Raw genomic sequence first — 16,211 nt, 5'->3', positions numbered from 1 at the left:
AGCCCAAGCTGAGCCAGATCGCCCTGGGCGCCGCGCTCGCCCTGGTCACCGGCCCGGTGGCGGCCTTCAAACTGATCGAAGTGGTCTTCTACATGGCCAGCGTGCCCCCATCGCGTTGGGTCGGCGGGGATGAACCCACCGCCCTGCCGGTCTCGGTGGTGGTGCTGATCTTCGCCGGTCTGGCCGCGGCCTATGGGGTGAAGATGATCCTGCGCGAAGTCCGCGGGCCGCGCCCATGAGCATGCTGTCGGTTCTCGACCTGTCGCCGGTGGGGGGCGACAACACCCAGGCTCAGGCGGTGCGTGAGACCCTGGAGGTGGCCAAGGCGGCCGAGCGCCTGGGCTATCACCGCTTCTGGGTGGCCGAGCACCACAATATCGGCGGCCTGGCCTCGCCGGCCCCGGAAATCCTCATCGCCGCCCTGACCCAGGCCACCTCCACCATCCGGCTGGGATCGGGCGGGGTGATGCTGGTCAACTATTCGCCGCTGAAGGTGGCCGAGGTCTTCATGGAGCTTGAGGCCTTGGCGCCGGGCCGCATCGACCTGGGGGTCGGCCGCGCCCTGGGCGCCGACGGCCGCACCGGCGCGGCCCTGCGCTCATCCTCGTCCGAAGCCTTCGGCCATTACTTCGCCCTCCTGAACGCCTGGCTGCTGGACGCGTCCGGCAAGGAACTCATCGGGCCGGACCATCCGGCCCATGACATCCGCGCCCATCCCACGGGCCCCAGCCACCCGGACCTCTTCATGCTGTGCTCCTCGGCCGACAGCGCGGCCTTCGCCGGCCAGGCCGGGGTGGGCATGGTGTTCGCCGAGTTCATCGCCCGCAGCGACGGGGCGCCGGCGGTGCAGGCCTATCGCGACAACTTCCGCCCCTCCCCGTTCCGGGACAGGCCCTGGGCCGGCGTCGCCGCCATCGCCCTGGCCGCGGAGACGGACGCCGAGGCCGTGCGCCTGGACGCCCCGCGCCGGGCCTCGACGCTCGCCACCACCCTGGGCCGGCGCCAGCGCTTCCCGGTGATCCCCGAAGCCCAGGCCTTCCTGGCCGAACATGCGGATGACCCGCGGTTGGCGGACATCGAGGCGCGCAGCATCGCAGGCTCGGCCAAGACCGTGCGCGCCCGACTGGCCGATAAGGCCTTCCACACCGGCGCGGACGAAATCTTCGTGATGGCGTCGGGTCCCACCCTGGAAAGTCGCATCCGCTCCCTGGAACTGATCAAGGCGGCCTGAGGGCTCGGGCCCCTCCGCAAAGCCGGCGGGTCGGCGATAGGCGGTTTCCACCTGTCTCATCACCCTCTAGCTTCGGCCCATGCCAGCCACGAGCAACAACACCAGCCGCGAGCGCCTCAACGAGGCCAATATCGGCAAGCTGCCGGGCCACCTCGGTCTGGAGATTCTCGAATGCGAGCCGGGCAAGGTGGTCGGCCGCTTCGCTGTGCGTCCGGATCTGGTGGCCCATACGGGCTTCCTCTTGGCGGGCTCGGTGCTCAGCGTCGCCGACATCCTGTGCGCCTACGGCGTCTCGACCGTTTGGCCCGAGGGCGCCAGCGGCTTCACCACCGCTGAGGTTAAGTGCAACTTCGTCGGCACCCTGCGTGAAGGCGAGGTGCGGTGCACCGCCAGCCTCCTGCATGGCGGGCGCACCACCCAGGTGTGGGACGCGCGCGTCGAAGACGCCGCCACCGGCAAGCTCATGGCCGCCTTCCGATGCACTCAGGTCATGCTCTATCCGCGGGGATAGAGGGCGACAGGCGCCGCCTTCAGTCGGCCAGGCGATAGTCGATGGAGACCACCTGACGCACGCTGCGCCAGGGGCGCAGGTCGCCGTCCACCACCAGGCGCCAAGGCCCTTGGGCGTCTGGCAGGGGCGCCCCGTTCAGGGTGTCGGCCAGGATGACGCCGCCCTGGTGCAGCTCCTTGTCGGCCTCGGCGGCCGACACGACCACCCGGTAGCCGTCCGCGCCGCGCACCACGAGATAGCCTCGCATGGGGTCACGATGGGCCCGGGGGCCCACCGGAATTCCGGCCTCCCGCATCAGATGGGAGAGGGCCGGCCCCTCATACACATCCACGCCAGACCCGGCCTTCACCTCCAGCCGCACCCGCGGCAGACCCTTCAGCGCCTCGGCGGTGAGGGTCGTGGGGGCCGCGCCGGCCTTGTTCAGGATCACGTTCTGGGCGGACGCCGGCGCAAGCGGCAGGGCCGCCAGGCAGAAGGCCGCGAAAAGGGCGGCGCGGGTTGCGGAGGTTCTCATTTGGCCAGGCTCACCGATTCGCGGGCGTTCATGGCCTCCATCCAACGGCCCAGATGGGTCATCTCCTCCGGCGGCTTGAACCGGATCATCCGCGCGAAGTCGATGGAGGCGAAGGCGACGATGTCGGCGATGGTCAGGCGATCGGCGGCGATCCAGGGGCTCTCGGCCAGGCGGCGGTCGATGAGCTTCAGGGCGCGGGTTCCGCTCTCCGCATTGGATTCGCCCACCGCCGGGTTCTGTTTCTCGAGCACCGCCAGGGCCGGGTGCGTGTGCCGCACGGCCATCATCAGGGGGGTGGCGACCATCATCTCCACCCGGCGGGTCCACATCTCGATGATCGCCGTCTCCCGGGGATCGCGGCCCATCAGGTTGGGCTCGGGATAGAGGCTTTCCAGATACCGGCAGATGGCCAGGCTCTCGGTGATGCAGGTCCCGTCGTCCATCTCCAGCATGGGGACATTGGGCAGGCCGGCCTTGGCGAGATAGTCGGGCTGCTTGTGCGCGCCCTCCAGCAGGCTCACCTGGACGATCTCGACGTCGGTGATCCCCTTTTCGATCATGAACAGGCGGACCCGACGCGGATTGGGCGCGCGCGGAGTGTCGTAGAGCTTCATGGTCGTCCCTCCGATGACAGGCCAGAGGTGACCCTTTGACGCCAGGGCGGTCAAGGCGGGGCGGTCAAGGGAGGGCGGTCAAGGGCGGGGGCGCCCTCAGAGGCCGAACAGCTCCCGGGGCATGGCCCCCACCACGGCGGCGGTCATGCAGGTGGCCAGGAAGCCGGCCAGCAAGGCCTTCCACACCATGCCGATGATCTCCGCCCGCCGTTCGGGCATCAGCACCCCCATGCCGGTGACGGTGATGCCCACCGAACCGATATTGGCGAAGCCGCACAGGGCGTAGGTCATGATCATGCGGGTGCGCTCGCTCATGGCCTCGGCCGGCACGCCGCCCAGCTGGATGAAGGCGATGAACTCGGTGAGCATCAGCTTGACGCCCAGCAGGTAGCCGGCCTGGACGGCCTCCGACCATTGCACCCCGATCAGCCAGGCCAGGGGCGCGAAGACCACGCCCAGCACCCGCTCAATGGTCAGCGGCGCGCCCATCACGTCCGGGAAGACGCCCAGCAGGCCGTTGCCGATGGCCACGAAGGACACGAAGACGATGAGGATGGCCGAAATGTTCAGCGCCACCGTCAGGCCGTCCATGGTGCCCTTGGAGATGGCGTCGATGGAGGAGTCGTACTTCAGCAGGGAGCCGTAGTCGGCGTAGTAGCCCCCCACGCCCTTCTTCTCGGGCACCATGATGCGGGCCAGGAGAACGCCGGCCGGCGCCGAGACGATGGAGGCCACCAGGACGTGGGCCGCAGCGTTGGGCAGCACCTCGCGCAGGATGGTGGCGTAGGCCACCATGGTCGAACCGGCCACCGTGGCCAGACCCACCACGATCATCAGGAACACTTCCGAGCGCGTCAGCTTGTCCAGATAGGCGCGGATGACGATGGGGCTTTCGATCATGCCCAGGAAGATGTTCACCGCCACCGCCAGGGCCGAGGCGCCGCCCAGGCCCATGGTCTTCTGGAACACGAAGCCGAAGCCCTGGGTGATCCACTTCAGAACCCGCCAGTGCCAGAGCAGGGCCGAGAGCGCCGAAATGACCAGGATGAGCGGCAGGACCTGGAAGGCGAAGACGAACAGCGCCCCCTCATTGGCCAGGACATAGGGCTGGGCGCCGCCGGCCAGATAGCCGAAGACGAACTGGGTCCCCTGGGCGGTGGCTGCGGCCAGGCCGTCCACGCCGTCATTGATGGCCCGCACCACGCTGCGCGCGCCGGGCAGGCCGAACAGGGTCAGGACCAGCCCCACCTGCACGGCCAGGGCGCCCAGGGCCAGACGCCAGGGAAAGCGCGACCGATCCTCCGACAGGGCCCAGCAGACGAGCAGGACGAGCGCGAGCCCCAGCAGGCTCTGGGCGTTTTCGGGTCGGAACATCCGCAGTCCTCATGGCGCACCACCCCACCGCGTGCGCTGCCCAGCCCTTGAAGAGGATGCGCCCGGCGAGCGCAAGCGCCCAGGCGCCGCAGAAAAGTCCGGCGCCTGATCTTGCGGCAAGATATATTGCGCACAATATAATCGTTCACAGTTCAAAAGGAGCAGCCCATGACCCCTCTCTACAGCACCAGCGCCCGCGCCGTCGGCGGCCGGGAAGGCCACGTTCAGACCCCCGACGGCCAGGTGAACCTGACCCTCGCCATGCCCCCCGAGCTGGGCGGCAAGGGTGGCGGCGCCAATCCCGAGCAGTTGTTCGCCGCCGGTTATGCGGCCTGTTTCGAAAGCGCCCTGCGCTTCGTGGCGCGTCAGCAGAAGCTGCCCCTGAAGGACGCCGCGGTGACCGCCACGGTGGAGCTGCACCCCCGCGACGGCGGCTTCCAGCTGGGCGTCGCCCTGGCCGCCGAGATCTCAGGCCTCGACCAGACGGCTGCAGAGGAACTTGTTGAGGCGGCGCACAAGGTCTGTCCCTATTCCCATGCGGTGCGTGGCAATATCGACGTGCGGCTGACCACGACGGTGCAGTGAGACAGGACGACGCCAGTCCAGACCGGCCAGAGCCAGGCGAAGGGCCAGACCCCCTTCGCCTGGATGTGCAGCTGTGCTTCGCCCTCTATGGCGCCAGCAACCGGGTGACCCGGCTCTACCGGCCCCTGTTGGCGCCCCTGGGCCTGACCTATCCCCAGTATCTGGTCATGCTCGCCCTCTGGGAGCAGGCGCCCCGCTCGGTGGGCGATCTGGGACAGGCCCTCGACCTCGACAGCGGCACCCTCACCCCCCTGCTCAAGCGGATGGAGGCCCAGGGCCTGGTGAGCCGCACCCGCTCGCCCCAGGACGAGCGCCGGGTGATGATCGACCTGACCGATGCGGGCCGGGCCCTGCGCATCCCCGCGCGCGCCGTCCCGGGGCAGGTTCTCTGCCGCATGGGCGGCGACCTGGAGGCGCTGTCCAGCCTGCGCCGGGCCCTGGACGGGTTGAAGACCAGCCTCGACGCCGCCGAGGCCGCCCAAGCCTGCGATGACGGCGGCTCAAAGACTTCGGGCGCTTGATCCCTCGGCGCGTGATCCCTCGGCGCATGATCTCTGGGCGCGTAATTTCCGGGCGCCGAGACTGGGACGCCAGCCGCGCGCACGACCTTTATCTGACCGACAGAATTTGCCACTAGGATGACACATCGCCAGGGCAGGTCCGCCCTCAAGGCGATGGAGAGACCCCGACATGGATGCGATGCTCGAACCGGTGGCGGACCTGATCCGCAACAACAGCGCCTGGGCGGGCGCCGTGCTGGGCGTCTTCATCATGCTGGAATCCCTGCTGATCGTGGGGGCTCTCATTCCCGCCACGCCGCTGCTGGTGCTCACGGGCGGCCTGCTGGCCACGGGCGTGCTGGATCCGGTGACCGTGCTGATCGGCTGCATCACCGGCGCCATTGTGGGCGACGCCATCTCGTTCTTCATCGGCCGCCGCTACGGAACGCGGGTGCTGCGCCACCCCCGTCTGCGCCGCTATCGCCGACAGTTCGCCCTCACCCGCCTCTATTGCCAGAGGTTCGGTGTGGCCAGCGTCTATGTGGGCCGGTTCATCGGCCCCCTGCGCGCCTTCGTCCCGGCGGTGCTGGGCACCTTGCGGATGTCCAACCGGCGCTTTCAGATCGCCAACGTGCTCTCGGCCGTGGTCTGGGTGTTCGGCGCCCTGGCCCCCGGCTATCTGACGGCCAAGGGGCTGGAACGCTTCCACGTGCTCGACCACGTCCACCCGCTGGTCCTGGCTCTGATCACCGTGGCCGTGGTGGTGATCGTGGGCACGGTGGGCTGGCGGCTGGTGCGCCGCCGGGTGGCCCGTCGCGCGCCGGTGCTCGACGCCCCCCGCCTCTGAGGCCGCAGGCTCCGGTGTCCCGAAGTCCGATCCGGCGCAGGCGCCGGACCAGGCTCCGGTGATCTCAAGCCGGGCTCAGCGGACCCCCAGCTCGGCCAGCAGGGCGTCGCGGCGGTAGATCTTCCGCATGGCCTCGGTGGCCGCCGCGGTGGACACCACCACCGTGCGGTTCAGCGCGCCGTCATAGCCGTAGTCGCCGCCCAGGGAGTGGATGTTGCCGTCGAAGGCAGCACCCAGCACCTCGCCCTGCGCATTGACCACCGGCGAGCCGGAATTGCCCCCGATGATGTCGTTGGTGGTGACGAAGTTGTAGGTGATCGAAAGGTCCAGATCGTCCTTGGCCGCCGCCCAGGCCGGCGCAAGGGCATAGGGCTCGGCGCCGGTGGCGCGCTCATAGAGGCCCGCCAGGGTGGTCGCCGCCGGGATGGTCCGGCCGCGGTGGGTCCAGCCCTGCACCTGGCCGTAGGACAGCCGCAGGGTGAAGGTGGCGTCGGGATAGACCTGGTCGCCATAGACGGCGAAGCGGGCGCGGGCGATGCGCTCGGCCGCCCGGGCGGTGGGCGCCTCGACCTCGGTCTCCCAGGCCTCGCGCAAGCCCCGGGCGGTGGAATCCATCCGCAGGGCGAGCTGGATCATGGGGTCATTAGAGGCCTCGATGGCCGCCTGACCGCCCTCCCACAGGGCCTTGCGCACCGCCGGGTCGTCCAGGCGCGAGCCCGCCGCCAGCCGGGCGGCCATGGCCTCAGGGCTTTCCCGTCCCAGCAGGAGCTGGGTCGCCGGGTCGTCGGTGGTCAGGTATTCGCGGGTCTTGGAGAGCCAGAAGGCGAGATAGAGCTCCTCCAGCGGACGATCCACCGGGCGGACGTCCAGCAGGCGCTTCTCCAGCAGGGGCAGCCTGGCCTCGGTGAACTCGCTCAGGCGTTCGCCATTGGGCTTGTTCCGCTCCTGGGCCGCGCGCACCAGGGTGCGGGCATAGCCGTAGAGGGACGAGCCGCCGCCGGCCACGGCCTCGATCTGCCGATAGGCCATGTACTGCTCGGCGTAGGCGGCCTGGGCGGCCTCGATCTCGCCCCAGGGGTCGCCGATCTCGCGGGTCAGGGCGCGGTTGGCCAAGACCCGCTGCTTCAGCTCGGCCTCAGCGGCGCGCTTGGCCGCCATGAAGGAAGGATCATTGAGGGCGAACTGGCGGCCGAAGAACACCTTGAAGCTGTTCTCCACGCCGAACAGCGGGTCGGTGGCGATGCGCTTTTCCTCGACGCCCTGCTGGGAGAACTGGATCAGACGGCCGCGCAGCTCCGAGCGCTGCAGCTGGCCCACCGGAATGGCCAGGTCCCGCTGGCTCTCCAGCTGGGCGACGGTGAGCAGGCGGCTGGTGGAGCCGGGATTGCCCGAGACGAAGGTGGGCTCGCCCTCCTGGGGGGCGCGCGCCGTCCAGGTCAGGTGGTCCGGGGTGACCGCCGGCTGGTCGCCCTCATAGAGGCGCAGGAAGGCCATATCGAGGTTGAAGCGGGGGAAGTTGAAATTGTCCGGGTCGCCCCCGAAGAAGGCCGTGGCGAACTCTGGCGCGAAGACCAGGCGCACATCGTCATAGCGGCGGTACTTGTAGAGCTTGTACTGGCCGCCGCGGTAGAGGCTGACCACCTGGCAGCGATAGCCGGCGTCGTTCGCGCAGGCCTCCTGCTCGATCTGGGCCACGGAGGCGTCGCGGGCGCGGTTGAACGCCTGGCCGGTCAGGCCGGCGCCTGCGGCCTGGACGGTCTGCGTCACATCGACGATCTCGGCCAGGATCTCGGCCTGCTGGCCGGGGCATTTCAGCTCTTCCTCGCGGCTGTCGGTCAGGAAGCCGTCCTGGACATAGTCCTTCTCGCCGCTGGACAGGGCCTGCACGCAGTCCACCACGCAGTGGTGGTTGGTGAGCACCAGACCCTCCGGCGACACCACCGAGGCCGAGCAGCCGTTGGTCAGGCGGATCGAAGCGCCGCGCACCCGGTCGAGCCAGGCCTGGTCGATATCGACCCCATAGGCGCTCTTCACCTTCGCGGCGGGAAAGTTGTCGAAGGTCCACATGCCCTCGTCGGCCTGGGCGGGGGCGCCGGACACGGCCAGCAGGACAACGCCGCTGGCGGCGGCGAAAAAGACGGATTTCATCGGCTCGGCTCTCACCTGGAAACGGCCGGGTCCTTAAGAGGACCCGTATGTCACCGGCGTAACAGCCACGATCTCGCCTGACTACCGCCCAGGCTGCGCCTTACCCCGAATTAACTTGGGTTTGCAGGCCCGCCCGGCCACACCTCCCGGGCGAGGAGAACGGGCATGTCGCTGGCCTTGGCCACATTGATCTACGAATGGCGGCGCTATCTGGCGGCGGTGATCGCCTTGGCCTTTTCGGGTCTGCTGATCCTGGCCCAGGTGGGGATGTTCACGGGCATCGTCCAGGCGGCCACAGCCACCATTGACCGCTCGCGGGCCGACCTCATGGTGCTGCCGGCCAATTCCGAGAGCCTGATCAATTCCGGCTCCAACGGCCTGCCCCGCCGCCTGGCGCCGCAGATGTACCTGCACCCCGAGGTGGTCTCCGTGGCCGCCCTGGACGGGGGCGGCGGACGCTGGATGAACCGCCCCAAGGCGGGCGAAAAGCGCGTGACCCAGTTCGTCCAGGTGGACGTGGTCGATCCCATCCCCGGCGCCGTCACCCTCCCCGTGGACTATCCCGAGGCCGTCCGCGTGGCCCTGCTGGAACCCTATGCCGCGGTGGTGGACCGCAGCAGCCTGGCCCGGCTAGGGGTGGCGCTCAACGACCAGGCGACCCTGAACGGAAAGACGGTCACCATCCGCGCAGTGCTGGACGGATACCCCTCCATCAACCAGCCCTCGGTGGTGGTGTCGCGCGACACCCTGCGCCTGCTGGGCATGTCCGACGAGGGCGACAAGGTCGGGCCGCTGATGATCCAGCTGCGCGATCCCAGCCGCGCCGTGATTGTCCGCGACCAGCTCAACGCCGCCGCCGACGGCCGCTACCGCGCCTGGACGCGCCCCGAACTGGCCAAGGCCAATGAGGGGGCCCTGATGCGCGAGCAGATCATCGGCATCATGCTCGGCTTCTCCGTCTTCCTGGGCTTCCTCATCGGAGTGGGCATCACATCCCAGACCCTGCGCGGCGCGATCCTGGCCAATATCAAGGAGTTCGCCAGCCTGCGCGCCCTGGGGGTCTCCATGGGGTCCCTGCGCCTGATCGTCTTGGAGCTGTCCTTCTGGGTGGGCCTGGCCGGCCTGGCGGCCACCGCCCTGTTCACCAGCGCCATCTCCGTCCTGGCCCGTAGCGCCGGCCTGCCCATGGGTTTTCCCATCGGCTGGGTGAGCGGGGTGGCCGTGCTGCTGATCGTCATCGCCCTGGGCTCAGGCCTGATGTCCCTGGGCGTCCTCAAGAAGAGCCAGCCGGCGGACCTGCTGCGATGAGCCCTCTCCCGCCCCAGGGCGTCGCCCTGCGCGCCACCGGTCTGGTGAAGCGCTTCAAGACCGGCCGCAGCCACATCGAGGTGCTGAAGTCGGTGGACTTCGACGCCCGCCACGGCGACCTGACCATGGTCATGGGGCCCTCCGGCTCGGGCAAGTCCACCCTGGTGGCCTGCCTGTCGGGCCTGCTGCGTCCCGACGACGGTCAGGTCAGCGCCCTGGGCGAGGACCTCTGGACGCTGAAGACCGGCGCCATCGACCGGTTCCGCCTGAACCACTGCGGCTTCATCTTCCAGGGCTTCAACCTGTTCTCCGCGCTCAGCGCCCTCGACCAGGTGACCACGGTGCTCAAGCACACCGGCCTGACCCGCAGCGAAGCCCGCGAGCGGGCCCGCACCGCCCTGGAAGAGGTGGGCCTGGGCCACCGGCTGGACATGCGTCCGGCCGAGCTGTCCGGCGGTGAGAAGCAGCGCGTGGCCATCGCCCGGGCCCTGGCCAAGGCGCCGCGCCTGCTGTTCGCCGACGAACCCACCTCGGCCCTGGATGGCGAGAACGGCCAGGTGGTGATCAAGCTGCTGCAGCGGGCCGCCAAGGACCAGGGGGCGGCGGTCATCTGCGTGACCCACGATCCGCGGCTGGAAGCCTATGCCGACCGCATCATCCACATCGAAGACGGGACCATCCTGGACGACCGGCGGGTTTCGCCGGCTCCGGACGCCGCCGCTCCCCAACTCATCGAGGCCTGACCCATGCCCGACCTTTTCCGCCGCAAGTCCGTCTGGTTCGCCGCCGCCGCGGTTGTCGTCCTGGGCGGCGGGGGCCTCTTTGTGGCTCATCAGGCCCGCCAGGCCGAGGCCGCCCAGGCGCAGAGCGCCCAGCAGGCGCCGGCCGAAAGCCCCTATGTGGCCATCGCCAACGGCAAGGCCGACGTGGAAGGGGGCCTGATCCAGGTGGCCGCCCGGAGCGCAGGCATCGTCCGCGAAGTGCTGGTGGAAGAAGGCCAGGCCGTGGCGCAGGGCGAGGTCCTGGCCCGCCTGGAAGATGACGAACCCCGCCTGGCTCTGGCCCGGGCCCAGGCCGAGGTGCGTCAGGCCCAGGCCCAGATCGCCCAGTCCCAGGTCGAGATCAGCGCCGCCCAGCGCGAGTTCTCCCGGCTTCAGGGCCTGGCCGCCTCCAACTTCGTGGCCGCCCAGCGCCTGGACGAGGCGCAGGACAAGATCCGCCAGGGCGAGGCCCGACTGGCCGCCGAGCGCGCCGCCGTCGCCACGGCCCAGGCCCGGCTGAACGAGGCCCAGTACAACCTCGAGCGGACCATCATCCGGGCGCCCGCCGACGGGGTGGTGGTGCGACGGCACGCCAATCCCGGCGCCGGGGCCTCGACCCTCAATGTCTCGAACATGTTCGACCTCGAGCCGGCGGGCCAGCGGATCGTCCGGGCCGAGATCGCCGAGGGCGCCCTGCCGCACGTGGCCATCGGCCAGACCGTGGAGATCGCCTCGGAGGCCGACCCCGCCAAGACCTTCCAGGGGCGGGTCCTGCGCCGGGCGGCCGTGTTCGGAGCGCGAAAGCTCGTCTCCGACGACGCCAGCGAACGCACCGACGACCGGGTGGTGGAGGTGGTGGTCAGCGCCGACGGCGCACCCTTCCTGGTGGGCCAGAGGGTGCTGGTGAAGTTCCTGCGGCCGGGCGCCCAGCCCGCCTGATCGGGCCCGGCCCGCTCGACCCCGGGCGCCACGGCTCGGTTTGCGCCGCAGCAACGCCTTGACGGGCCAGGGTTTGGCCGCGCACAACGCCGCCCAATTGCTTCAACCGATCTCGGGAGAATTCCATGGCGGACATCCGCTTCGACGGCAAAGTGGCCATCGTGACCGGCGCGGGCGGCGGCCTCGGCCGTCAGCACGCCCTCGAACTGGCGCGTCGCGGCGCCAAGGTCGTGATCAACGACCTGGGCGGCTCGGTGGACGGTTCGGGCGGCTCTTCGGCCGCGGCCGACGCCGTGGTCGAGGAGATCAAGGCCGCCGGCGGCGAGGCCATCTCCAACGGCTCGTCGGTGACCGACGACGCCGGCGTCGCCCTGATGGTCAAGCAGGCCATGGACCAGTGGGGCCGTATCGACATCCTGGTGAACAACGCCGGCATCCTGCGCGACAAGACCTTCGCCAAGATGGACATCCCGGACTTCGAGCTCGTCCTCAACGTGCACCTGATGGGCACGGTGAAGCCGACCAAGGCCGTCTGGGAGATCATGCGCGAGCAGAACTACGGCCGCATCGTCTGCACGACCTCGTCCTCGGGCCTCTACGGCAACTTCGGCCAGTCCAACTACGGCGCGGCCAAGCTCGGCGTGATCGGCTTCATGAACACGCTGCGCCTCGAGGGCCAGAAGAACAACATCCACGTCAACGCCATCGCCCCGGTGGCGGCCACGCGGATGACCGAGAACCTGATGCCTCCCCAGGTTCTGGAACGCCTGAAGCCGGAGTATGTCACGCCGGGCGTGGTGTATCTCTGCTCGGAAGAAGCCCCCACGGGCGCCATCCTGACCGCCGGCGCCGGCGCCTTCGCGCTCGCCCGCATCTATGAGACCGAGGGCGTCTATCTGGGCGAGGGCGGCCTGTCGGTGGAAGAGGTCCGCGACAACTGGGCCAAGATCGCCGATCCGGAGGGCCAGCAGGCCTACAACGCCGGCGGCGAGCAGAGCCAGAAGTTCTTCCGCAAAATGTCCGGCGGCTAAGGCTGGACGCCAGCCTGCGAGGCAAGGAACGGGCGGTCTTCGGGCCGCCCGTTTTTTCTTGGGCTCAAGCGGCGCAAAGCCCTTGCCATTCCCCAGGTGAACGCGCGTAACCTACGCTTCAGGATGCGCCCGACAGAGGCGTCACCATCGACATGGGGAGACGCCCGAGTGGCCCAGACCGACGCGGCTACGGCCGCCAGTTCGCGACAGCTCAAGCTGTCCACGATTCTCGCTTTCGCCTGCACAAGCCTGCCCTTGTCGGCGCTGACCATCGCCATGGCGGTGTATCTTCCCCGGCATTTCGCCACGGAAATCGGCATCAGCCTGGCGGCGGTGGGCTCGGCCTTCGCCCTGGTCCGCCTGATCGACATTCCCCTCGACCCCCTGCTGGGGGTGGCCATGGACCGGACCCGCACCCGGTTCGGCCGCTACCGACTATGGACGGTGATCGGCGCGCCGGTGCTGATGCTGGCCATCTTCATGCTGTTCATCCAGCCCTCCGGCGGGGTGACCGGCCTGATCATCTGGCTCCTGGTGCTCTATCTGGGCACCTCGATCCTGCATCTGTCCCACGCCGCCTGGGCCGCCACCCTGGCGCCCAAATACAATGACCGCTCCCGGGTCTTCGCCATCATGACCGCCGTCGGCGTGCTGGGTTCGGTCCTGGTCCTGGGCATGCCCTTCCTGGTCTCGGGCCTGGGCATGGACGAGGCGCAAGGAGTTCCGGCCATGGGCTGGTTCGTCCTCCTGCTGACGCCCGTCGCCGTCTGGATCGTGGTGGCGCTCACGCCGGAGAAGATCGCCCCCGACGTCCCCGGCCAGAAGTTCCAGATCAAGGAGTACTGGCGGCTGATCGCGCGGCCTTCCATGGGCCGGATCGTCCTGGCCGATCTGTGCCTGTCCCTGGGCCCGGGCTGGATGAGCGCCCTCTACCTCTTCTTCTTCACCGACAGCCGCGGCTTCACCACCAGCCAGGCCTCGGCCCTGCTGGGGGTCTATATCCTGGCGGGCTTCGCCGGTGCGCCCCTGCTGGGCCGACTGGCCATGCGCATCAGCAAGCACCGGGCGGTGATGGTGGCCACCACCGGCTACGCCCTGACCCTGGTGGCCCTGCCCTTCCTGCCCAAGGGCGACATGCTGGTCGGCGCGGTGCAGATGTTCATGGCCGGCTTCCTGGCCGCGGGCTTCCAGCTGCTGACCCGCGCCATGACCGCCGATGTGGCCGACGAGATCCGCCTGGAACAGGGCAAGGAGCGTTCGGGCCTGCTTTACGCCATCACCACCCTGACCTCGAAGATCTCCGGCGCCCTGGCCATCTTCCTGACCTTCCAGGTTCTGGAGCGCGTGGGCTACAACGCCGCCACCGGGGCGACCAATGACGAGGTCGCCGTGCGGGGGCTGGAATACGCCTTCCTCCTGGGACCCATCTTCTTCGTCACCGTGGGGGGCCTGTGCTTCCTGGGCTACGGCCTGGGCGAGCAGGAACACGGGCGGATCCGCCGCGAACTGGACGAGCGCGACGCCCTCTATGACGAGGCGCCCGTCATCGAAACCCTGGCGGGCGAGCCGTCCATCCCCACCCCGCTGGTTGAGCCTCGAAAGACCTGAGTCCAGCGACCCTTGAAATATCTTTCCCGCCCGCTTGCGCCCCGCCGCAAGCGGGCGTTTTCTCATCGAATAATCGCGCCCCCCAGGGACGCTAAAAACATAGATTTGGAGACGTTCAGGTGAGTTCTTCCCTCCAGGGCGCCACGGCGCCTGGCGGACATCGTCTGCCGCTTGGCACAGTCCTCGCTTTTTCCAGCACCGGCATTCCCCTGGCCGTCCTTGGCCTGGCGCTTGGGGTGTTCCTGCCCCGCTATTTCGCCGGCCATATCGGCATCAGCCTGGTGGCGGTGGGCGCGGCCTTCACCATCGTCCGGCTCATCGACATCGCCTTCGACCCGCTGGTGGGCGCCCTGATGGACCGCACCCGGACCCCCATCGGCCGCTACCGGCCCTGGGTGATCGCCGGCGTGCCCGTGATGATGCTGGGGGTCTACAAGCTGTTTAATCCGCCGGCCGGGGCGGGCGAGCTCTATCTGATCGTCTGGCTGCTGGTGATTTATGCGGCCCTGTCCATCGTCAGCCTGGCCCACGCGGCCTGGGCCTCGGCCATCGCCACCTCCTATGACGAACGCTCGCGGGTTTATGGCTGGATGCACGCCACCGGCGTGGCCGGTGCGGTGGGCCTGCTGCTGCTGCCGGCGCTCACCGGCGGAGCGGTGGAGCCGGGCTCTGGGTCCAGCATGCCCGTCATCGGCTGGATCATCATCCTGGGCATTCCGGTGACCACGGCGCTCTGCGTCCTGCTGTCGCCCGAGCGCGTGGCCCCCCGGTCGGGCAAGGAGACCTTTGACCTGGGCGAATACTGGCAGGCGCTCAAGCGCCCCGAAATGATCCGCCTGATCCTGGCCGACCTCGCCCTGGCGCTGGGTCCCGGCACCACGGCGGCCATCTACGTGTTCTTCTTCCACGACGCCAAGGCCTTCAACTACGCCCAGGTCTCCATCCTGCTGGTGCCCTTCATCGGTGCGGGCCTACTGGGGGCGCCGGTCTGGGCCAAGCTCGCCCAGCGCTTCGGCAAGCATCAGACCCTGATGGGCGCCACCGTGGCCTACGCCATCTTCCAGACCATTCTGATGGTCATTCCCAAGGGACTGTTCCTGCCGACGGCGGTGGGCATGTTCGCCGTGGGCTTCACCGCCAGCGCCTTCGTCGTCCTGGTGCGGGCCATGGTGGCCGATGTGGGCGACGCCATCCGGCTCGAGCAGGGCAAGGAGCAGGTGGGCCTGCTCTACGCCATGGTCACCAGCACCCAGAAGGTGGGCGCGGCCATCTCCGTGGGCATCATCTTTCCGGTGCTCTCGCTGGTGGGCTACAACGCCGCCGACAACGCCGCCAACACCGCCCAGGCCATCTTCGGCCTGGAGATGTGCTACCTGTTCGCCCCCATCATCTTCGTCCTGATCGGGGGGGCCTGCTTCTTCGGCTACGGCATGAACGCCGAGCGGCACGCCGAAATCCGCGCCGCGCTCGACGCCCGCGACCGGGCCGCCGCCAGCGCCTGAGCCGCCGCACCCGCGCAGGACCCCGGATCGTGATCTGGTCGGCCGATCAGATCACGATCTGGCGAGGCCGAGACGGGTGCGCAGCATCTCCGCCGCCTGGACGAAGACCCGCGCCACCGCGCTCTGCGGGGCGGTCAGCACCAGGGGCCGACCATCGTCGCAGCCCTGGCGCAGGGCGATGTCGATGGGGACCCGGCCCAGCAGCGGCACCCCCAGGCGCTCGGCCTCCGCCGCCCCGCCGTCCTGGCCGAAAATGGGGATGGGAACGCCGGAGGCGGGATCGGTGAAATAGGCCATGTTCTCGATGACCCCCAGGATGGGGGTGGCGGTCTTCTGGAACATGCCAGCCGCCCGGCGGGCGTCGATCAGGGCGATCTCCTGGGGGGTGGTGACCACGACCACGCCGTCCAGCTTCATCTTCTGGATCAGGGTCAGCTGGATGTCGCCGGTCCCCGGCGGCAGATCGACCACCAGCACGTCCAGGGGCGCCTCGGCTTCGCCCCAGGCCACGTCGTGCATCATCTGACGCACGGCCGACGAGGCCATGGGACCCCGCCAGATCATGGGCGCCCCCTCGTCCACCAGGAAGCCGATGGACATGACCTTCAGGCCCCACGCCTCCAGGGGGATCAGCTTCTTCTCGGGATGGAATTCAGGGTCGCCGTCGACCCCCAGCATGCGCGGCGCCGACGGGCCATAGACGTCGGCGTCCAGCACGCCCACCCGCAGGCCCAGCCC

General features: G+C 69.2%; 17 protein-coding genes. 12 read left to right on the top strand and 5 right to left on the bottom strand.

What is annotated here, in order from left to right; translation table 11 throughout:
• The 3 genes from V7D28_RS08045 to V7D28_RS08035 all read left to right on the top strand — a co-directional run.
• The coding region (locus V7D28_RS08045) for a hypothetical protein (protein ID WP_333586862.1) at window positions 1-239 on the top strand (239 nt) is incomplete at its 5' end.
• A complete protein-coding gene (locus tag V7D28_RS08040) occupies window positions 236-1,231 on the top strand; it encodes an MsnO8 family LLM class oxidoreductase (RefSeq protein ID WP_333586861.1) in 996 nt (331 codons plus the stop codon). The genes V7D28_RS08045 and V7D28_RS08040, both read left to right, overlap by 4 nt.
• Window positions 1,232-1,310: 79 nt before the next feature.
• Entirely contained in the window at window positions 1,311-1,742 is a 432-nt protein-coding gene (locus V7D28_RS08035) for a PaaI family thioesterase (protein WP_333586860.1), read from the top strand.
• Between the two features lie 19 nt (window positions 1,743-1,761).
• Here the strand turns inward: V7D28_RS08035 and V7D28_RS08030 are convergent, their stop codons facing one another.
• From V7D28_RS08030 to V7D28_RS08020, 3 genes are all read right to left on the bottom strand, one after another.
• A complete protein-coding gene (locus tag V7D28_RS08030; RefSeq protein ID WP_333586859.1) occupies window positions 1,762-2,256 on the bottom strand; it encodes a molybdopterin-dependent oxidoreductase in 495 nt (164 codons plus the stop codon).
• Window positions 2,253-2,870 (bottom strand): glutathione S-transferase family protein, encoded by a 618-nt coding sequence (locus V7D28_RS08025; RefSeq protein ID WP_333586858.1) that lies wholly within the window; start codon window positions 2,868-2,870, stop codon window positions 2,253-2,255. Before V7D28_RS08025 ends, V7D28_RS08030 begins: the two co-directional genes overlap by 4 nt.
• 96 nt (window positions 2,871-2,966) lie before the next feature.
• The gene (locus tag V7D28_RS08020) at window positions 2,967-4,244 is read right to left on the bottom strand and encodes a NupC/NupG family nucleoside CNT transporter (RefSeq protein ID WP_333586857.1); all 1,278 of its coding nucleotides are present in this window, start codon (window positions 4,242-4,244) and stop codon (window positions 2,967-2,969) included.
• 168 nt (window positions 4,245-4,412) lie between these two features.
• Between V7D28_RS08020 and V7D28_RS08015 the strand changes: the two genes are divergently transcribed.
• From V7D28_RS08015 to V7D28_RS08005, 3 genes are all read left to right on the top strand, one after another.
• Window positions 4,413-4,829 carry an organic hydroperoxide resistance protein gene (locus tag V7D28_RS08015; RefSeq protein WP_333586856.1) on the top strand — a complete coding sequence of 139 codons (417 nt, stop codon included), beginning with the start codon at window positions 4,413-4,415 and terminating at the stop codon, window positions 4,827-4,829.
• Window positions 4,826-5,350 carry a MarR family winged helix-turn-helix transcriptional regulator gene (locus tag V7D28_RS08010; RefSeq protein WP_333586855.1) on the top strand — a complete coding sequence of 175 codons (525 nt, stop codon included), beginning with the start codon at window positions 4,826-4,828 and terminating at the stop codon, window positions 5,348-5,350. The genes V7D28_RS08015 and V7D28_RS08010 overlap by 4 nt, the downstream gene beginning before the upstream one ends.
• A 169-nt stretch (window positions 5,351-5,519) precedes the next feature.
• Window positions 5,520-6,176: a DedA family protein gene (locus V7D28_RS08005; RefSeq protein ID WP_333586854.1), complete on the top strand. Its 657-nt coding sequence runs from the start codon at window positions 5,520-5,522 to the stop codon at window positions 6,174-6,176.
• A 75-nt stretch (window positions 6,177-6,251) separates the two neighbouring features.
• Here the strand turns inward: V7D28_RS08005 and V7D28_RS08000 are convergent, their stop codons facing one another.
• Window positions 6,252-8,324, bottom strand: coding sequence for a S46 family peptidase (locus tag V7D28_RS08000; protein ID WP_333586853.1), 2,073 nt, complete (start codon window positions 8,322-8,324; stop codon window positions 6,252-6,254).
• A gap of 165 nt (window positions 8,325-8,489) precedes the next feature.
• Here V7D28_RS08000 and V7D28_RS07995 point away from each other — a divergent pair, with 165 nt between their 5' ends.
• From V7D28_RS07995 to V7D28_RS07970, 6 genes are all read left to right on the top strand, one after another.
• The gene (locus tag V7D28_RS07995) at window positions 8,490-9,632 is read left to right on the top strand and encodes an ABC transporter permease (RefSeq protein WP_333586852.1); all 1,143 of its coding nucleotides are present in this window, start codon (window positions 8,490-8,492) and stop codon (window positions 9,630-9,632) included.
• The gene (locus V7D28_RS07990; RefSeq protein ID WP_333586851.1) at window positions 9,629-10,375 is read left to right on the top strand and encodes an ABC transporter ATP-binding protein; all 747 of its coding nucleotides are present in this window, start codon (window positions 9,629-9,631) and stop codon (window positions 10,373-10,375) included. Before V7D28_RS07995 ends, V7D28_RS07990 begins: the two co-directional genes overlap by 4 nt.
• 3 nt (window positions 10,376-10,378) lie before the next feature.
• A complete protein-coding gene (locus V7D28_RS07985) occupies window positions 10,379-11,332 on the top strand; it encodes an HlyD family secretion protein (protein WP_333586850.1) in 954 nt (317 codons plus the stop codon).
• A 125-nt stretch (window positions 11,333-11,457) separates the two neighbouring features.
• Window positions 11,458-12,363, top strand: coding sequence for an SDR family oxidoreductase (locus V7D28_RS07980; RefSeq protein ID WP_333586849.1), 906 nt, complete (start codon window positions 11,458-11,460; stop codon window positions 12,361-12,363).
• A 168-nt stretch (window positions 12,364-12,531) separates the two neighbouring features.
• Window positions 12,532-13,971 carry an MFS transporter gene (locus V7D28_RS07975; protein ID WP_333586848.1) on the top strand — a complete coding sequence of 480 codons (1,440 nt, stop codon included), beginning with the start codon at window positions 12,532-12,534 and terminating at the stop codon, window positions 13,969-13,971.
• 119 nt (window positions 13,972-14,090) lie between these two features.
• The gene (locus V7D28_RS07970) at window positions 14,091-15,473 is read left to right on the top strand and encodes an MFS transporter (protein ID WP_333586847.1); all 1,383 of its coding nucleotides are present in this window, start codon (window positions 14,091-14,093) and stop codon (window positions 15,471-15,473) included.
• Window positions 15,474-15,524: 51 nt separating this feature from the next.
• Here the strand turns inward: V7D28_RS07970 and V7D28_RS07965 are convergent.
• Window positions 15,525-16,211 (bottom strand): Mrp/NBP35 family ATP-binding protein (locus V7D28_RS07965; RefSeq protein WP_333586846.1); only part of this gene is annotated, 687 nt, incomplete at its 5' end.

It is taken from the genome of Phenylobacterium sp. (assembly GCF_036723115.1).
In the GTDB taxonomy this organism is placed as follows: Bacteria; Pseudomonadota; Alphaproteobacteria; order Caulobacterales; family Caulobacteraceae; genus Phenylobacterium.
This window is presented reverse-complemented; position numbering and strand designations above follow the sequence as displayed.